At 71.3% G+C, this 18,000-nt stretch carries 17 protein-coding genes; 16 read left to right on the forward strand and 1 reads right to left on the reverse strand.

What is annotated here, in order from left to right:
• Window positions 1-86: 86 nt before the first annotated feature.
• The 8 genes from aroC to nusB all read left to right on the forward strand — a co-directional run bounded on the left by aroC (window position 87) and on the right by nusB (window position 6,831).
• Window positions 87-1,271 carry a chorismate synthase gene (gene aroC / locus ACIQ8J_RS23435; RefSeq protein ID WP_403266273.1) on the forward strand — a complete coding sequence of 395 codons (1,185 nt, stop codon included), beginning with the start codon at window positions 87-89 and terminating at the stop codon, window positions 1,269-1,271.
• Window positions 1,268-1,786 carry a shikimate kinase gene (locus tag ACIQ8J_RS23440; RefSeq protein ID WP_403266275.1) on the forward strand — a complete coding sequence of 173 codons (519 nt, stop codon included), beginning with the start codon at window positions 1,268-1,270 and terminating at the stop codon, window positions 1,784-1,786. Before aroC ends, ACIQ8J_RS23440 begins: the two co-directional genes overlap by 4 nt.
• Window positions 1,783-2,877: a 3-dehydroquinate synthase gene (gene aroB / locus ACIQ8J_RS23445; RefSeq protein WP_403266278.1), complete on the forward strand. Its 1,095-nt coding sequence runs from the start codon at window positions 1,783-1,785 to the stop codon at window positions 2,875-2,877. Before ACIQ8J_RS23440 ends, aroB begins: the two co-directional genes overlap by 4 nt.
• The gene (gene aroQ / locus ACIQ8J_RS23450) at window positions 2,874-3,314 is read left to right on the forward strand and encodes a type II 3-dehydroquinate dehydratase (RefSeq protein WP_403266280.1); all 441 of its coding nucleotides are present in this window, start codon (window positions 2,874-2,876) and stop codon (window positions 3,312-3,314) included. The genes aroB and aroQ overlap by 4 nt, the downstream gene beginning before the upstream one ends.
• 131 nt (window positions 3,315-3,445) lie before the next feature.
• Window positions 3,446-4,423 (forward strand): Pro-rich N-terminal domain-containing protein, encoded by a 978-nt coding sequence (locus ACIQ8J_RS23455; protein WP_403266283.1) that lies wholly within the window; start codon window positions 3,446-3,448, stop codon window positions 4,421-4,423.
• Window positions 4,424-4,650: 227 nt separating this feature from the next.
• On the forward strand, window positions 4,651-5,757 hold the full coding sequence (locus ACIQ8J_RS23460; RefSeq protein WP_403266286.1) for a M24 family metallopeptidase: 1,107 nt from the start codon (window positions 4,651-4,653) through the stop codon (window positions 5,755-5,757).
• Window positions 5,758-5,827: 70 nt separating this feature from the next.
• Complete coding sequence (gene efp / locus ACIQ8J_RS23465; protein WP_403266289.1) at window positions 5,828-6,394, forward strand: elongation factor P; 567 nt, start codon at window positions 5,828-5,830, stop codon at window positions 6,392-6,394.
• 2 nt (window positions 6,395-6,396) lie between these two features.
• A complete protein-coding gene (gene nusB / locus ACIQ8J_RS23470) occupies window positions 6,397-6,831 on the forward strand; it encodes a transcription antitermination factor NusB (RefSeq protein ID WP_403266291.1) in 435 nt (144 codons plus the stop codon).
• A gap of 165 nt (window positions 6,832-6,996) precedes the next feature.
• On the opposite strand, the gene bldD is transcribed toward nusB, so the two are convergent.
• Complete coding sequence (gene bldD, locus ACIQ8J_RS23475) at window positions 6,997-7,497, reverse strand: transcriptional regulator BldD (protein WP_403266294.1); 501 nt, start codon at window positions 7,495-7,497, stop codon at window positions 6,997-6,999.
• A 297-nt stretch (window positions 7,498-7,794) separates the two neighbouring features.
• Between bldD and pyrR the strand changes: the two genes are divergently transcribed.
• The 8 genes from pyrR to pyrF all read left to right on the forward strand — a co-directional run bounded on the left by pyrR (window position 7,795) and on the right by pyrF (window position 17,807).
• Window positions 7,795-8,397 carry a bifunctional pyr operon transcriptional regulator/uracil phosphoribosyltransferase PyrR gene (pyrR, locus tag ACIQ8J_RS23480; protein WP_403266297.1) on the forward strand — a complete coding sequence of 201 codons (603 nt, stop codon included), beginning with the start codon at window positions 7,795-7,797 and terminating at the stop codon, window positions 8,395-8,397.
• A gap of 94 nt (window positions 8,398-8,491) precedes the next feature.
• Window positions 8,492-9,490, forward strand: a complete 999-nt coding sequence (locus ACIQ8J_RS23485; protein ID WP_403266299.1) for an aspartate carbamoyltransferase catalytic subunit — start codon at window positions 8,492-8,494, stop codon at window positions 9,488-9,490.
• Between the two features lie 2 nt (window positions 9,491-9,492).
• The gene (locus ACIQ8J_RS23490) at window positions 9,493-10,779 is read left to right on the forward strand and encodes a dihydroorotase (protein ID WP_403266302.1); all 1,287 of its coding nucleotides are present in this window, start codon (window positions 9,493-9,495) and stop codon (window positions 10,777-10,779) included.
• Entirely contained in the window at window positions 10,776-11,351 is a 576-nt protein-coding gene (locus ACIQ8J_RS23495) for a hypothetical protein (protein WP_403266305.1), read from the forward strand. Before ACIQ8J_RS23490 ends, ACIQ8J_RS23495 begins: the two co-directional genes overlap by 4 nt.
• A complete protein-coding gene (gene carA, locus ACIQ8J_RS23500; protein WP_403266308.1) occupies window positions 11,348-12,490 on the forward strand; it encodes a glutamine-hydrolyzing carbamoyl-phosphate synthase small subunit in 1,143 nt (380 codons plus the stop codon). The genes ACIQ8J_RS23495 and carA overlap by 4 nt, the downstream gene beginning before the upstream one ends.
• Entirely contained in the window at window positions 12,483-15,791 is a 3,309-nt protein-coding gene (carB, locus tag ACIQ8J_RS23505; RefSeq protein ID WP_403266310.1) for a carbamoyl-phosphate synthase large subunit, read from the forward strand. Before carA ends, carB begins: the two co-directional genes overlap by 8 nt.
• A 73-nt stretch (window positions 15,792-15,864) precedes the next feature.
• Entirely contained in the window at window positions 15,865-16,977 is a 1,113-nt protein-coding gene (locus tag ACIQ8J_RS23510; RefSeq protein ID WP_403266618.1) for a quinone-dependent dihydroorotate dehydrogenase, read from the forward strand.
• A complete protein-coding gene (pyrF, locus tag ACIQ8J_RS23515; protein ID WP_403266313.1) occupies window positions 16,974-17,807 on the forward strand; it encodes an orotidine-5'-phosphate decarboxylase in 834 nt (277 codons plus the stop codon). Before ACIQ8J_RS23510 ends, pyrF begins: the two co-directional genes overlap by 4 nt.
• The last annotated feature ends 193 nt before the right edge of the window (window positions 17,808-18,000 follow it).

Raw genomic sequence — 18,000 nt, forward strand, 5'->3', positions numbered from 1 at the left:
GGACATGGGAGGATCAGGGGTGGCGGGCCAGGGCCGCGCACCCGGTCGCGCCGTCGCAGTTCCAGGCGCGAGCATGAGGAGCACCGTTGAGCAGGTTGCGCTGGCTGACCGCTGGGGAGTCCCACGGACCCGCACTTGTCGCGACGCTGGAGGGTCTTCCCGCCGGCGTGCCGATCACCACGGAGATGGTGGCCGACCACCTGGCCCGGCGGCGGCTCGGCTATGGACGCGGCGCCCGCATGAAGTTCGAGCGCGACGAGGTGACCTTCCTCGGCGGCGTGCGGCACGGTCTCACCATGGGCTCGCCCGTCGCGGTCATGGTGGGGAACACCGAATGGCCCAAGTGGGAGCAGGTCATGTCGGCCGATCCCGTGGCCCCGGAGATCCTCGCCGAGCTGGCCCGCAACGCCCCGCTGACCCGGCCCCGCCCCGGCCACGCCGACCTCGCGGGCATGCAGAAGTACGGCTTCGACGAGGCCCGGCCGATCCTGGAGCGCGCCAGCGCCCGGGAGACCGCCGCCCGCGTCGCACTCGGCGCCGTGGCCCGCTCCTACCTCAAGGAGACGGCCGGCATCGAGATCGTCTCGCACGTCGTGGAGCTGGCCGCCGCCAAGGCCCCGTACGGCGTGTACCCGACCCCCGCCGACGTCGAGAAGCTCGACGCCGACCCGGTGCGCTGCCTGGACGCGGACGCGTCGAAGGCGATGGTCGCCGAGATCGACCAGGCCCACAAGGACGGCGACACCCTCGGCGGTGTGGTCGAGGTGCTCGCGTACGGAGTGCCGGTCGGCCTCGGTTCGCACGTGCACTGGGACCGCCGTCTCGACGCGCGTCTCGCCGCCGCCCTCATGGGCATCCAGGCCATCAAGGGTGTCGAGGTCGGCGACGGCTTCGACCTGGCCCGGGTGCCCGGCTCGCAGGCCCACGACGAGATCGTCCAGACGCCCGAGGGCGTCAAGCGCACCTCCGGCCGCTCCGGCGGCACCGAGGGCGGCCTCACCACCGGTGAACTGCTGCGCGTACGGGCCGCGATGAAGCCCATCGCGACCGTGCCCCGCGCGCTCGCCACCATCGACGTCGCCACCGGCGAGACCGCCAAGGCGCACCACCAGCGCTCCGACGTGTGCGCCGTACCGGCCGCCGGCATCGTCGCCGAGGCCATGGTCGCGCTCGTCCTCGCGGACGCGGTCGCCGAGAAGTTCGGCGGCGACAGCGTGCCCGAGACCCGCCGCAACGTCCGCTCGTACCTCGACAACCTGCAGATCCGGTGAGCACCGGACCGCTGGTCGTGCTGGTCGGGCCGATGGGCTCCGGCAAGTCCACCGTGGGCGCGCTGCTCGCCGAGCGGCTCGGCGCGCCCTACCGGGACACCGACGCCGACATCGTGGCCGCCCAGGGCCGGGAGATCTCGGACATCTTCATCGAGGACGGCGAGCCGCACTTCCGCGACCTCGAACGGGAGGCGGTACGAGCCGCGCTCGCCGAGCACACGGGCGTGCTGTCCCTCGGCGGCGGCGCGATCCTCGACGAGTCGACGCGCGCGCTGCTCGCGCCGCTCCCCGTCGTCTATCTGTCGATGGACGTGGAGGAAGCGGTCAGGCGCGTCGGCCTGAACACCGCCCGGCCGCTGCTCGCCGTCAACCCGCGCCGGCAGTGGCGCGAGCTGATGGACGCGCGGCGCCATCTGTACACCGAAGTCGCCCGTGCGGTCGTCGCGACCGACGAGCGCACCCCCGAAGAGGTCGCCCAGGCGGTCCTCGACGCACTGGAGTTGAAGGACGCATGACGGAGCAGGCACCCACCCGGATCCAGGTCGGCGGCACTGCCGGGACGGAGCCGTACGAAGTGCTCGTCGGCCGGCAGCTGCTGGGCGAACTGCCCGGACTGATCGGCGACAAGGCGAAGCGGATCGCGATCATCCACCCGGAGGCCCTGGCCGGCACCGGTGACGCGATCCGCGAGGACCTCGCGGCCGAGGGCTACGAGGTCATCGCCATCCAGGTGCCGAACGCCGAGGAGGCCAAGACCGCCGAGGTCGCCGCCTACTGCTGGAAGGCGCTCGGCCAGTCCGGCTTCACCCGCACCGACGCCGTCATCGGCGTGGGCGGCGGCGCCACCACCGACCTGGCCGGTTTCGTCGCCGCGACCTGGCTGCGCGGCGTGCGCTGGATCTCGGTGCCGACCACCGTGCTCGGCATGGTCGACGCGGCCGTCGGCGGCAAGACCGGCATCAACACCGCCGAGGGCAAGAACCTCGTCGGCGCCTTCCACCCGCCGGTCGGCGTCCTGTGCGACCTGGCCGCGCTGGACTCGCTGCCGGTGAACGACTACGTGTCGGGCATGGCCGAGGTCATCAAGACCGGCTTCATCGCCGACCCGGTCATCCTCGACCTCATCGAGTCCGACCCGGCCGGCGCCCGCACCCCCGAGGGCCCGCACACCGCCGAGCTCATCGAGCGCTCCATCCGGGTCAAGGCCGAGGTGGTCTCCAACGACCTCAAGGAATCGGGTCTGCGCGAGATCCTCAACTACGGCCACACCCTCGCCCACGCGATCGAGAAGAACGAGCGCTACAAGTGGCGGCACGGCGCGGCCGTCTCCGTCGGCATGGTCTTCGCGGCCGAACTCGGCCGCCTGGCAGGGCGGTTGGACGACGCGACCGCCGACCGGCACAGCGCCATCCTGGAGTCCGTCGGCCTGCCGCTCACTTACCGCGGCGACCAGTGGCCCAAGCTCCTGGAGAACATGAAGCTGGACAAGAAGTCCCGCGGCAACCTGCTCCGCTTCATCGTCCTGGACGGCCTCGCCAAGCCGACCGTCCTGGAGGGCCCGGACCCGGCGGTGCTGCTCGCCGCGTACGGAGAGGTCTCCGCGTGAGCCGACGGGTGTTCGTCCTCAACGGCCCCAACCTGGGCCGCCTCGGCTCCCGCGAGCCCGACGTCTACGGCGCCACCACGTACGCGGGCCTGGTCGAGGTCTGCGAAACGCTCGGCAAGGAGCTCGGCTTCGACGTCTCGGTCCGCGAGACCAACGACGAGGGCGAGCTGATCGGCTGGCTGCACGAGGCCGCCGACGGCCGGATCCCGGTCGTCATCAACCCGGGCGCGTTCACCCACTATTCGTACGCGATGCGCGACGCGGCCGCCCAGCGCACCGCACCGCTCATCGAGGTCCACATCTCGAACCCGTACGCCCGTGAGGAATTCCGCCACACCTCGGTGATCGCACCGGTCGCCACCGGCACCGTCGCGGGCTTCGGCATCGGCTCCTACCGCCTGGCGCTGCGCGCGCTCGCCGACGAAATCGACAGCTGACGGGCACTGTTGCCGCTCCCCGGCCGTTCACACTGTGACGGCCGGGAGAGGTACGGTTCTGCACCGGGCCGTCCGACGCCGACGGGCGCCCGACCAGCGCCAGTTGCCTGTACGAGACGGAGTGGCACCGGATGCAGCACGCAGGGGGGGCTCCACTGCCGCCGCCCCACGCCCCGGGGCAGCCCCCGCACGACTGGGCCCAGGGCATCGAGCCCGAGCGGACGGCCCCGCTGCGACCGGGCGCGCCCCCGGCCGGCCCGCCCGCCCCGATACCGGAGCCGCCGCCGTACCAGCCCGGCCCCCCGCCGCGGCCCGAGCCGACGACCGCACAGCTCCCCACCACCCCGCTTCCGCAGGCTCCCCACCACCCCGGGGCTCCGCACGCGCCGGGCCGCAGCAGCCATCCGGGGACGCCGCAGGCGCCCGGACCGGGATGGCGCGGGCCCGCGCCGCAGCACGCTCCGGCGCCGCCGTCCCGCGACACCACCGGCCACGTCTCACTGCCGCCCGGCGGCCCGGTCCCGATGCCGCAGGCGCCCGAGGGGACCGGGGCGACCACGCTCGCGGTGCTGCTCATCGGCCCGGCCGGGGCGGGCAAGACGACCGTGGCGCGGTACTGGGCGCAGCACCGCCGGGTACCGACCGCGCACATCAGCCTTGACGACGTACGCGAATGGGTGTGCTCGGGGTTCGCCGATCCGCAGGCGGGCTGGAACGACCACTCCGAGGCCCAGTACCGGCTGGCCCGCCGCACCTGCGGCTTCGCGGCGCGCAACTTCCTCGCCAACGGGATCTCGTGCATCCTCGACGACGCGGTGTTCCCCGACCGGCCGGTCGTGGGCCTCGGCGGCTGGAAGCGGCACGTGGGGCCGGGCCTGCTCCCGGTCGTGCTGCTGCCGGGCCTCGAAGTCGTCCTGGAGCGCAACGCGGAGCGGACCGGCAACCGCCGCCTCTCGGACGAGGAGGTCGCCAAAATCCACGGCCGGATGGCCGGCTGGTACGGCTCGGGCCTCCCGATCATCGACAACTCCCAGTACGACGTCCCCACAACGGCCCGCCTCCTGGACGACGTCCTGGCAAGAACCATCGCCAGCCCGCCGAACTGGTAGTCCCGCCAGGAACCCCCGGGGCCTGGTCGGCGATAAGGAGCCCGTCCGGCGATTGCGGACGAAGTACCGGTGGCCCGGACGAGGGGGCCGGGCATCACCCAGCCCCGCGGGGGAGCATCCCCGAGCCCGTCCGGCGAGTGAGGACCACAACGGACCGGCCACCGGGGCGGCCCCCGGTCGGACGCGCAGAATCAGCCAACCCCCGCCCCCGCTCATACGCTCAAGGCATGTCAGAGGTGTTCGCGGTGCGCCGCGGCTGGCTGCGGGACCGCTGCGCGGCCGCAGGCAGCGCGGCCGCTTTGGTCTCCCGCCCGGCCAATGTGCGCTACCTGGCGGGCGGCGCCCCGCCCGGCGCGGTCCTGCTGATCGGCCCCGCCGAGGACGTCCTGCTGTGTCCGGGCACACCGTCGGGCGATCTCATCGAGGGGCACCTGGACGAGCAGCTGCGCCTCATCGTGCTGCCCGCCCCCGGCGGCGACCCCGCCGTCGCGGCCGCCGACCTCGCCCGGACCAGCGGAGCAGACTCGCTCGCCGTGGAGGAGCACCACCTCTCGGTGGCCCGGCACCGCGCGCTCGGCTCGGTGGCGCCCCGGCTGCTCCTGAGCGACCTCGGCAGCGCCGTCGAGCAGCGCCGCCTCGTCAAGGACGAGGAGGAGATCGCCTGCCTGCGCATCGCCGCGGAGATCACCGACCAGGCGCTCGGAGAACTCCTGGAGTCGATTCTCGTGGGCCGTACCGAGCGGCACCTCGCGCTGGAACTGGAGCGCCGCCTGGTCGACCACGGCGCCGACGGGCCCGCCTTCATGACCTCGGTCGGCACCGGTCCGAACTCCGGCCGGGCCGGTCACCGCCCGGCCGACCGACGGGTCGAGGAGGGCGACTTCCTCTCCGTCTGCCTGGGCGCCTCGTACCGCGGATACCGCTGCGAGATCGGCCGTACGTTTGTGATCGGCACCACCCCGGCCGACTGGCAGATCGAGCTGTACGACGCCGTTTTCGCAGCCCAGCGGGCCGGCCGGGAGGCGCTCGTGCCGGGCGCGGAGTACCGCGCGGTGGACCGCGCGGCCCGCCAGGTGCTGGACGCCGCGGGCCACGCGGAGGCCTTCGGGCCGCTCACCGGACACGGCGTCGGGATCGAAATCGACGAGGAGCCGCAGCTCGCACCTGGAGCCATGGGTAAACTGGACACTTGCGTGCCGGTCACCGTCGAACCGGGGGTCCACCTCCCGGGCCGGGGCGGCGTCCGGATCGATGACACGCTCGTCGTACGCCCCGAGGCGGACGGCGGCCCCGAGCTACTCACCATCACGACCAAGGAGCTGCTAGCGCTCTAGCACGCGTACGTGCCCCCGTGTACGTACCCTCGGTCGTCCACCAGCTTTCAGTCCAGGAGATTCCGCAACCGTGGCTTCCACGAACGACCTCAAGAACGGCCTGGTGCTCAAGCTCGACGGAGGCCAGCTCTGGTCCGTCGTCGAGTTCCAGCACGTCAAGCCCGGCAAGGGCCCGGCCTTCGTGCGCACCAAGCTCAAGAACGTGCTCTCCGGCAAGGTGGTCGACAAGACCTTCAACGCCGGTGTGAAGGTCGAGACGGCCACCATCGACCGCCGCGACATGCAGTTCTCGTACATGGACGGCGAGTACTTCGTCTTCATGGACATGGACACGTACGACCAGCTGATGGTCGACCGCAAGTCCGTCGGTGACGCCGCCAACTTCCTCATCGAGGGCTTCACGGCCTCCGTCGCCCAGCACGAGGGCGAGGTGCTCTACGTCGAGCTCCCGGCCGCCGTCGAGCTGGTCATCCAGGAGACCGAGCCGGGCGTCCAGGGCGACCGCTCCACCGGTGGCACCAAGCCCGCCATCCTGGAGACCGGTTACCAGATCCAGGTGCCGCTCTTCATCACCACCGGTGAGAAGGTCAAGGTCGACACCCGTACCAGCGACTACCTCGGCCGGGTGAACAGCTAACCGTGGCTGCCCGGAACAAGGCCCGCAAGCGCGCCTTCCAGATCCTCTTCGAGGCCGACCAGCGCGGTGAGTCCGTGCAGACGGTCCTCGCGGACTGGGTGCGGCACTCGCGGTCCGACGACCGTCAGCCGCCGGTCTCCGAGTACACGATGCAGCTCGTCGAGGGGTACGCGGGCCACGTCGCCCGCATCGACGACCTGATCTCCACGTACGCGGTGGGCTGGACGCTCGACCGGATGCCGGTCGTCGACCGGAACATCCTGCGCCTCGGCGCGTACGAGCTGGTCTGGGAGGACGAAACGCCCGACGCGGTCGTCATCGACGAGGCCGTGCAGCTGGCGAAGGAGTTCTCCACGGACGACTCACCGGCCTTTGTGAACGGGCTGCTGGCCCGTTTCAAGGACCTCAAGCCGAGCCTGCGCCGCGACGACGCCTAGCCGTCCGTCGCACCACCGGCCACGAAGGGCCCGCAGCACTAAGTGCTGCGGGCCCTTCGGCGTTGTCCCGCCCGCCCGTGCGGGTGCGCGAAAACGCCGAAGGGGTGGTCGGGGAAGCGCATGCTTCCCCAACCACCCCGACGGCACGTTTCTGCTGAAGAAGTGTCAGCTCTCTTCGTGGGCGACCGCACGGCGCGCGTCCGCGTCCAGGACGCCCCAGCTGATCAGCTGCTCGGTCAGCACCGAGGGCGACTGGTCGTAGATCACGGCAAGCGTGCGCAGATCGTCCTGGCGGATCGAGAGGACCTTGCCGTTGTAGTCGCCGCGCTGCGACTGGATCGTCGCGGCATAGCGCTGCAGCGGGCCCGCCTTCTCCGGCGGCACGTGCGCGAGGCGCTCAAGGTCGAGGACCAGCTTCGGCGGCGGCTCGGCGGCCCCGCCCGGCGTGGTGCCCGGCAGTAGCTCCTGCACCGGAACTCCGTAGAAGTCCGCCAGCTCGGCAAGGCGCTGTACGGTCACGGCGCGGTCGCCACGCTCGTACGAGCCCACCACGACGGCCTTCCAGCGGCCCTGGGACTTCTCCTCCACGCCGTGGAGGGAGAGGCCCTGCTGGGTGCGGATGGCGCGGAGCTTGGCCCCGAGCTGTTTTGCGTATTCGCTGGACATATAGCTCCCCGGACGCTGTGACAACGTGCGGCTCCGCCGCGCGGCTGTAACTCACTGTGAGGTTACGCAGCGTTACTTGGCCGCGTCAAGCCGAATGGTCCACACCCCCGCCCCAGAGGAGTGACGGACTCCGCCCGGGGCACGCCCTTGCAGGCCACCGCGATTTCCTCCGGCAGACTCACCCGTTCGAGTGAGGGTCCCGTGCCGGGCGCCGGTCGGCCCCTGGTACGGTTGATAAAGCAATTCCGACGTCCTTTAAGGTCCGTCCCGTGAGGCGGAGAAGGAGGTCCGTTTCATATGGACACGCAGCACCCGCACCACCAGCAGGATCCGGCGCACTCCGATGCGGCGCGGCCCGTTCTCGAAGGCCCCGACATCGCCCGCGTCCTGACCCGCATCGCCCACGAGATCGTCGAGCGCGCCAAGGGCGCCGATGACGTAGTGCTCCTCGGCATCCCGACCCGCGGCGTCTTCCTCGCCGAGCGGCTCGCCGTCAAGCTCCAGGAGATCACCGGGCGCAAGACCCCGGTCGGCTCCCTCGACATCACCATGTACCGCGACGACCTGCGTCTGAAGCCCGCGCGGGCGCTCGGCCGCACCGAGATCCCCGGCGACGGGGTGGACGGCCGCCTCGTCGTCCTCGTGGACGATGTCCTCTTCTCCGGCCGCACCATCCGCGCCGCCCTCGACGCGCTCGGCGACATCGGCCGCCCCCGCGCCGTCCAGCTCGCCGTCCTCGTGGACCGCGGCCACCGCGAACTTCCGATCCGCGCCGACTACGTCGGCAAGAACCTCCCCACGTCGCTGCGGGAGACGGTCAAGGTCCAGCTCGCCGAGGAGGACGGCCGCGACGCCGTGCTGCTCGGCGTCAAGCAGACCGCCCCGGCCGGCGAGCAGTAGCCCTTCCCTTCCGTACGGTCCGCACCACGCCGTACGGCCCGCTTCTGCGCGCCCGCACGCCCGAAAACCTCCACCACACCTGGAGAACCCCCAGATGAAGCGTCACCTCATCTCGGCCGCCGACCTCACCCGCGACGACGCCGTACTCATCCTCGACACCGCGGAGGAGATGGCCCGGGTCGCCGACCGGCCGATAAAGAAGCTCCCCACCCTGCGCGGACGCACCGTCGTCAACCTCTTCTTCGAGGACTCGACGCGGACCCGGATCTCCTTCGAGGCCGCCGCCAAGCGCCTCTCCGCCGATGTCATCAACTTCTCCGCCAAGGGCTCCTCGGTCTCCAAGGGCGAGTCCCTGAAGGACACCGCGCTGACCCTGGAGGCGATGGGCGCCGACGCCGTCGTCATCCGCCACCACGCCTCCGGCGCGCCCTACCGGCTCGCCAACTCCGGCTGGATCGAAGGAGCCGTCGTCAACGCGGGCGACGGCACCCACGAGCACCCCACCCAGGCGCTGCTCGACGCCTTCACCATGCGCCGCCGCCTGGTCGGCAAGGACGCCGGTCTCGGGCGCGACCTGGAAGGCCGCCGCATCACGATCGTCGGCGACGTCCTGCACAGCCGGGTGGCCCGCTCCAACGTGCTGCTGCTGCACACCCTGGGCGCCCAGGTCACCCTGGTGGCCCCGCCCACCCTCGTCCCGATCGGCGTCGAGGCCTGGCCCTGCGAGGTCTCCTACGACCTGGACGAGGTGCTGCCGAAGTCCGACGCGGTGATGATGCTGCGTGTGCAGCGCGAGCGGATGAACGCGGCCTTCTTCCCGACCGAGCGCGAGTATTCGCGCCGCTACGGCCTGGACGGCCACCGCATGGCGAAGATGCCCGAGCACGCCATCGTGATGCACCCGGGCCCGATGAACCGCGGCATGGAGATCACCGCCGAGGTCGCCGACTCCGACCGCTGCACCGCCGTCGAGCAGGTCGCCAATGGCGTCTCGACCCGGATGGCCGTGCTGTACCTGCTTCTGGGCGGCGCCGTCTTCGACAACGAGGCCGCGCCCGCCGCCGGCCACACCCGTACCGAGGAGAGCAAGTAAAGATGAGCAAGATCCTTATCCGTGGTGCGAAGGTGCTCGGCGGCGAGGTCCAGGACGTCCTGATCGACGGCGAGACCATCGCCGCGGTCGGCAGCGGCCTCGAAGCCGGGGACGCGACCGTCATCGACGCCGGGGGCCAGATCCTGCTGCCCGGTCTCGTCGACCTGCACACCCACCTGCGCGAGCCCGGCCGCGAGGACTCCGAGACCGTCCTCACCGGCACCCAGGCCGCCGCGCGCGGCGGCTACACCTCGGTGTTCGCCATGGCCAACACCTTCCCCGTCGCCGACACCGCCGGCGTGGTCGAGCAGGTCTGGCGGCTCGGCAAGGAGTCCGGCTACTGCGACGTGCAGCCCATCGGCGCCGTCACCGTCGGCCTGGAGGGCAAGCAGCTCTCCGAGCTCGGCGCCATGCACGACTCCGCGGCCGCAGTCACCGTCTTCTCCGACGACGGCAAGTGCGTGGACGACGCGGTGATCATGCGCCGCGCCCTGGAGTACGTGAAGGCCTTCGGCGGCGTCGTCGCCCAGCACGCCCAGGAGCCCCGCCTCACCGAGGGCGCCCAGATGAACGAGGGCGTCGTATCGGCGGAGCTCGGGCTCGGCGGCTGGCCCGCCGTCGCCGAGGAGTCGATCATCGCCCGCGATGTGCTGCTCGCCGAGCACGTCGGCTCCCGCGTGCACATCTGCCACCTGTCGACCGCCGGCTCGGTCGAGATCGTCCGGTGGGCCAAGTCGCGCGGCATCGACGTCACCGCCGAGGTCACCCCGCACCACCTGCTCCTCACCGACGAGCTGGTCCGCTCGTACAACCCGGTCTACAAGGTCAACCCGCCGCTGCGCACCGAGCGCGACGTGCTGGCGCTGCGCGAGGCCCTGGCCGACGGCACGATCGACATCGTCGCCACCGACCACGCCCCGCACCCGCACGAGGACAAGGACTGCGAGTGGGCCGCGGCCGCCATGGGCATGGTGGGCCTGGAGACCGCGCTCTCCGTCGTCCAGCACACGATGGTCGAGACCGGGCTGCTCGACTGGGCCGGCGTCGCCGACCGCATGTCCCACAAGCCCGCCCGGATCGGCCAGGCCACCGGCCACGGACGCCCCGTCTCGGCAGGCGAACCCGCCAACCTGACGCTGGTCGATCCGGCATACCGTGGACAGGTGAACCCCGCGGGCTTCGCCTCCCGCAGCCGCAACACCCCCTACGAGGGCCGCGAGCTGCCCGGACGCATCACTCACACCTTCCTGCGGGGCCGGGCAACGGTCGTGGACGGGAAGCTGGCGTGACGTACGCATCACTGATCAATCTGGCCGCCGAGGAGAAGTCGGCCGAGGTGACCAACTGGGGCGGGCGGATCGGCTGGGTCGTCGGACTGCTGCTCTTCGTGGCGCTCGTCTACTGGCTGATGCGCCAGGGCTGGCAGTGGCGCGGCCGCCTCCAGGCCGACCTGCCCGGCCTTCCCACCGTGCCCGAGACGCCGGGCGAGGCGAAACTGAAGCTGAGCGGCCGCTACCACGGCTCCACCACCGCCGGTCAGTGGCTCGACCGGATCGTCGCGCACGGGCTCGGCGTCCGCAGCAAGGCCGAGCTCACGCTGACGGACGCGGGACTGGACGTCGTACGCCCCGGTGCGAACGACTTCTTCGTCCCGGCCGCCCAGCTCCGCGAGGCCCGGCTCGACAAGGGCATCGCGGGCAAGGTCCTCACCGAGGGCGGCCTGCTCGTCGTCACCTGGAGCCACGGCGACAAGCTCATCGACTCGGGCTTCCGCTCCGACCGGGCGGAGCAGCACACCGCCTGGGTCGAAGCCATCAACTCCATGATCACCACCAACACGACGGAAGGCGCCGCACGATGACGACCTCCACCCGGGGAGCCGCCAAAACTCCCGCCGTACTCGTCCTGGAGGACGGCCGCATCTTCCGCGGCCGTGCCTACGGGGCCGTGGGGGAGACCTTCGGCGAGGCCGTGTTCTCCACCGGCATGACCGGCTACCAGGAGACCCTCACCGACCCGTCGTACCACCGCCAGGTCGTCGTGATGACCGCCCCGCACGTCGGCAACACCGGCGTGAACGACGAGGACCCCGAGTCGCAGCAGATCTGGGTGGCCGGCTACGTCGTGCGCGACCCCGCCCGCATCCCGTCCAACTGGCGCTCGCGCCGCTCCCTGGACGACGAGCTCGTCAAGCAGGGCGTCGTCGGGATCTGCGGCATCGACACCCGCGCGCTCACCCGCCACCTGCGCGAGCGCGGCGCCATGCGCGTCGGCATCTTCTCCGGCGCCTGGCTCGCCGAGGACGCCGCGCTGCTCGCCCGGGTCAAGGAAGCCCCCCAGATGGTCGGCGCGAACCTCTCCGCCGAGGTCGCCACCAAGGAGGCGTACGTCGTCCCCGCGATCGGCGAGAAGCGCTTCACCGTCGCCGCCGTCGACCTCGGCATCAAGGGCATGACCCCGCACCGCATGGCCGAGCGCGGCATCGAGGTACACGTGCTGCCCGCGACCGCCACGGCCGAGGACGTGTACGCGGTCGACCCCGACGGCGTGTTCTTCTCCAACGGCCCCGGCGACCCGGCCACCGCCGACGGCCCGGTCTCCGTGATGAAGGCCGTCCTGGAGCGCAGGACGCCGCTGTTCGGCATCTGCTTCGGCAACCAGATCCTCGGCCGCGCGCTCGGCTTCGGCACGTACAAGCTGAAGTACGGCCACCGCGGCATCAACCAGCCGGTGCAGGACCGTACGACCGGCAAGGTCGAGGTCACCGCGCACAACCACGGCTTCGCCGTCGACGCGCCGCTCGACAAGGTCTCCGAGACGCCCTACGGGCGCGCCGAGGTCTCCCACGTCTGTCTGAACGACCAGGTCGTCGAAGGCCTCCAGCTGCTCGACCAGCCGGCCTTCAGCGTCCAGTACCACCCCGAAGCCGCCGCGGGACCGCACGACGCCGCGTACCTCTTCGACCGCTTCGTAGAGCTCATGGAGGGCCAGCGTGCCTAAGCGCTCCGACATCCAGTCCGTCCTGGTCATCGGCTCCGGCCCGATCGTCATCGGCCAGGCCGCCGAGTTCGACTACTCCGGCACCCAGGCCTGCCGCATCCTCAAGGCCGAGGGCCTCAGGGTCATCCTGGTCAACTCCAACCCGGCCACGATCATGACCGACCCGGAGATCGCCGACGCCACGTACGTCGAGCCGATCACCCCGGAGTTCGTGGAGAAGATCATCGCCAAGGAGCGCCCCGACGCGCTCCTGCCCACCCTCGGCGGCCAGACCGCGCTCAACACCGCGATCTCCATGCACGAGCAGGGCGTCCTGGAGAAGTACGGCGTCGAGCTGATCGGCGCCAACGTCGAGGCCATCAACAAGGGCGAGGACCGCGACCTCTTCAAGGGCGTCGTGGAAGCCGTCAAGGAGAAGATCGGCTACGGCGAGTCCGCCCGCTCGGTCATCTGCCACTCCATGGACGACGTCCTCAAGGGCGTCGACACGCTCGGCGGCTACCCCGTCGTCGTCCGCCCCTCCTTCACCATGGGCGGCGCCGGCTCCGGCTTCGCGCACGACGAGGAGGAGCTGCGCCGCATCGCGGGCCAGGGCCTCACGCTCTCGCCGACCACCGAGGTGCTCCTGGAGGAGTCCATCCTCGGCTGGAAGGAGTACGAGCTGGAGCTGATGCGCGACAAGAACGACAACGTCGTGGTCGTCTGCTCCATCGAGAACTTCGACCCGATGGGCGTGCACACCGGCGACTCCATCACCGTCGCCCCGGCGATGACGCTGACCGACCGCGAGTACCAGCGGCTGCGCGACATCGGCATCGCGATCATCCGCGAGGTCGGCGTCGACACCGGCGGCTGCAACATCCAGTTCGCGATCGACCCGGACGACGGCCGCGTCATCGTCATCGAGATGAACCCGCGCGTCTCCCGGTCGTCCGCGCTCGCGTCGAAGGCCACCGGCTTCCCGATCGCCAAGATCGCGGCCAAGCTCGCCATCGGCTACACGCTGGACGAGGTCCCCAACGACATCACCGAGAAGACCCCGGCCTCCTTCGAGCCGACCCTCGACTACGTCGTGGTGAAGGCCCCGCGCTTCGCCTTCGAGAAGTTCCCCTCGGCCGACTCCACCCTCACCACCACCATGAAGTCGGTGGGCGAGGCCATGGCGATCGGCCGCAACTTCACCGAGGCCCTCCAGAAGGCGCTGCGCTCCCTGGAGAAGAAGGGCTCGCAGTTCGACTTCACGGGCCCGGTCGGCACCAAGGAAGTGCTCCTGGAGGAGGCCAAGCGGCCGACCGACGGGCGCATCAACACCGTCATGTACGCGATCCGGGCGGGCGCGACCCAGGAGGAGGTCTTCGAGTCCACGAAGATCGACCCGTGGTTCGTGGACCAGCTCTTCCTCATCAAGGAGATCGCCGACGAGCTGGCCGCCGCCGACAAGCTCGGCCCCGAGCTGCTCGCCGAGGCCAAGCGGCACGGCTTCTCCGACGCCCAGATCGCCGAGATCCGCGGCCTGCGCGAGGACGTCGTCCGCGAGGTCCGGCACGCGCTCGGGGTACGCCCGGTCTACAAGACGGTCGACACCTGCGCCGCCGAGTTCGCCGCCAAGACCCCGTACTTCTACTCCTCGTACGACGAGGAGAGCGAGGTCGCGCCGCGCACCAGGCCCGCCGTGATCATCCTGGGTTCGGGTCCCAACCGCATCGGCCAGGGCATCGAGTTCGACTACTCCTGCGTCCACGCCTCCTTCGCGCTGAGCGACGCGGGCTACGAGACCGTGATGGTCAACTGCAACCCGGAGACCGTCTCGACGGACTACGACACCTCTGACCGCCTCTACTTCGAGCCGCTCACGCTCGAAGACGTGCTGGAGATCGTCCACGCCGAGACCCTCGCGGGCCCGGTCGCGGGCGTCATCGTCCAGCTCGGCGGCCAGACCCCGCTGGGCCTGGCGCAGGCGCTGAAGGACAACGGCGTTCCGGTGGTGGGCACGTCGCCCGAGGCGATCCACGCCGCCGAGGACCGCGGCGCCTTCGGCCGGGTCCTGGCCGAGGCCGGTCTGCCCGCGCCCAAGCACGGCACCGCCACCACCTTCGCGGGCGCCAAGGCCATCGCCGACGAGATCGGCTACCCGGTCCTGGTGCGTCCGTCGTACGTGCTCGGCGGCCGCGGCATGGAGATCGTGTACGACGAGGAGCGGCTGTCCTCGTACATCGCGGAGTCCACCGAGATCAGCCCGACCCGCCCCGTGCTCGTCGACCGCTTCCTGGACGACGCCATCGAGATCGACGTGGACGCCCTCTACGACGGCACCGAGCTCTACCTCGGCGGCGTCATGGAGCACATCGAGGAGGCCGGCATCCACTCCGGCGACTCGGCGTGCGCGCTGCCCCCGATCACCCTCGGCGGCTTCGACATCAAGCGCCTGCGCGCGTCAACCGAGGCCATCGCCAAGGGAGTTGGGGTCCGCGGACTGATCAACATCCAGTTCGCGATGGCGGGCGACATCCTGTACGTCCTGGAGGCCAACCCGCGCGCCTCGCGCACGGTGCCCTTCACCTCGAAGGCGACCGCGGTGCCGCTCGCGAAGGCCGCCGCCCGCATCTCGCTGGGCGCGACCGTCGCCGAACTGCGCGCCGAGGGCATGCTCCCGAAGGACGGCGACGGCGGCACGCTGCCGCTGGACGCGCCGATCTCCGTCAAGGAGGCCGTGATGCCGTGGAGCCGCTTCCGCGACGTCCACGGACGTGGCGTGGACACCGTGCTCGGCCCGGAGATGCGCTCCACCGGTGAAGTCATGGGCATCGACTCGGTGTTCGGCACCGCGTACGCCAAGTCGCAGGCGGGCGCCTACGGTCCGCTGCCGACGAAGGGCCGCGCGTTCATCTCGGTCGCCAACCGGGACAAGCGCACGATGATCTTCCCGGCGCGCGAACTGGTCGCCCACGGCTTCGAGTTGATGGCCACCTCCGGCACCGCCGAGGTGCTGCGCCGCAACGGCATCAACGCCACGGTCGTCCGCAAGCTCAGCGAGGGCGAGGGCCCCAACGGCGAGAAGACGATCGTCCAGCTGATCCACGACGGCGAGGTCGACCTCATCGTCAACACGCCGTACGGCACCGGTGGCCGCCTCGACGGCTACGAGATCCGCACGGCGGCCGTCGCCCGGTCCGTACCGTGTCTGACCACGGTCCAGGCGCTCGCCGCCGCCGTCCAGGGCATCGACGCCCTCAACCGCGGTGACGTGGGCGTCCGTTCCCTCCAGGAACACGCGGAGCACCTGACCGCGGCCCGCGACTAGCCACGAACCAGAGGAGAGGGGGACACCGGAAACGGTGTCCCCCTCTTCATGAGGCTTCATGAGGACAGCCCCTATGTACAAGCTCTTCTTCAACCTCGTCTTCAAGCGGATGGACCCCGAGCGGGCCCACTACCTGGCCTTCCGCTGGATCCGGCTCGCGGCCCGCGTCCCCGTACTGCGTACCTTCGTCGCCGCCGTGCTGGCCCCCCGCCACGAGGAGCTGCGCACCGAGGCGCTCGGCCTGCGCATGCACGGCCCGTTCGGCCTCGCGGCCGGCTTCGACAAGAACGCCGTCGCCGTCGACGGCATGGCGATGCTGGGCTTCGACCACATCGAGATCGGCACGGTCACCGGCGAGCCCCAGCCGGGCAACCCGAAGAAGCGGCTGTTCCGCCTCGTGCCGGACCGCGCGCTGATCAACCGCATGGGCTTCAACAACGAGGGCTCGGCGGCCGTCGCGGAGCGCCTGGCGGCGCGCAAGGCCGTGTTCCGTACGACCGTCGGCGTCAACATCGGCAAGACCAAGGTCGTACCGGAGGCCGAGGCCGCCGCCGACTACGTGAAGTCCACCGAGCGCCTCGCCGCGTACGCCGACTACCTGGTCGTGAACGTGTCCTCGCCGAACACGCCCGGCCTGCGCAACCTCCAGGCCACCGAGTCGCTCCGGCCGCTGCTGACCGCCGTGCGCGAGGCCGCCGACCGCAGTGTCACCGGCCGCCGCGTCCCGCTGCTCGTCAAGATCGCACCCGACCTCGCCGACGCGGACGTCGACGCGGTCGCCGACCTCGCCGTCGAGCTCGGCCTGGACGGGATCATCGCCACCAACACGACGATCGCCAGGGACGGGCTCGGCCTGAAGTCCCCGGCGGACCTCGTCGAGGAGACCGGCGGCCTGTCCGGCGCCCCCCTCAAGGAGCGCTCCCTGGAGGTTCTCAGCCGCCTGTACGCGCGCGTCGGCGACCGGCTGGTCCTGATCGGCGTCGGCGGCATCGAGAACGCCGAGGACGCCTGGCAGCGCATCCTCGCCGGCGCCACCCTGGTCCAGGGCTACAGCGCCTTCATCTACGAGGGCCCCTTCTGGGGCCGCGCGATCCACAAGGGCCTCGCGGCCCGGCTCGCCGCCTCCCCGTACGCAACCCTCGCCGAGGCCGTCGGCGCCGAGACCCGGAAGAAGGCCGCCGCATGATCCCCTTCGGTACCCGACTGCGCGAGGCGATGGACACCCGCGGCCCGCTGTGTGTGGGCATCGACCCGCACGCCTCCCTCCTCGCGGACTGGGGCCTGAACGACGACATCGCGGGCCTGGAGCGCTTCACCCGCACCACCGTGGAGGCGCTGGCGGACCGGGTGGCGGTCCTCAAGCCGCAGTCGGCGTTCTTCGAGCGGTTCGGCTCGCGCGGGATCGCCGTCCTGGAGAAGGCGGTCGAGGAGGCGCGGGCGGCCGGGACGCTGGTCCTGATGGACGCCAAGCGCGGCGACATCGGCTCCACGATGGCGGCGTACGCGGCCACCTACCTGGACCCCGCCTCGCCGCTCTTCTCGGACGCCGTGACCGTCTCGCCGTACCTGGGCTTCGGCTCGCTGCGCCCGGCGCTCGACCTGGCGGCGAAGTCCGGCTCGGGCGTCTTCGTGCTGGCCCTGACCTCCAACCCGGAGGGCGCCGAGGTCCAGCGCTCCACGGCGGCCGACGGCCGGTCCCTGGCCCAGCTGATGCTGGACCACATGGCGGCGGAGAACGCCGGGGCCGCCCCGCTCGGCTCGGTCGGCGCGGTGGTCGGCGCGACGCTGGGCGACGCCGGGGTGGACCTCGACATCAACGGCCCGCTGCTCGCCCCCGGCATCGGCGCCCAGGGCGCGACCCCGGCCGACCTTCCCGGGGTCTTCGGCTCCGCCGTGCGCAACGTGGTCCCGAGCGTGAGCCGAGGCGTGCTGCGCCACGGCCCCGACGTGAGCGCCCTGCGCGAGGCGGCGGCCCGCTACGCGGACGAGGTCCGCGCGGCGGTCCAGCAGGCGTGAGACGTGGCGCAGCCCCGATGTGACATGCGTCGCATCGGGGCTGCGGTCCTTCCGGCGCACCAGAACCGCCGCCGGGCCGGTCGCCGGAGCGGGAAAGCGCCTCGTTCGGGGATGCCGTGGGGTGCGCCCACACGGAACGTTGACAATTTCCTTACTCAAAACCCGGGTGTTTTGTCCGGAAAGTCCTGGTCGG

Origin of the sequence: Streptomyces sp. NPDC094147 (assembly GCF_044764265.1) — a bacterium.
Taxonomy (GTDB): domain Bacteria; phylum Actinomycetota; class Actinomycetes; order Streptomycetales; family Streptomycetaceae; genus Streptomyces.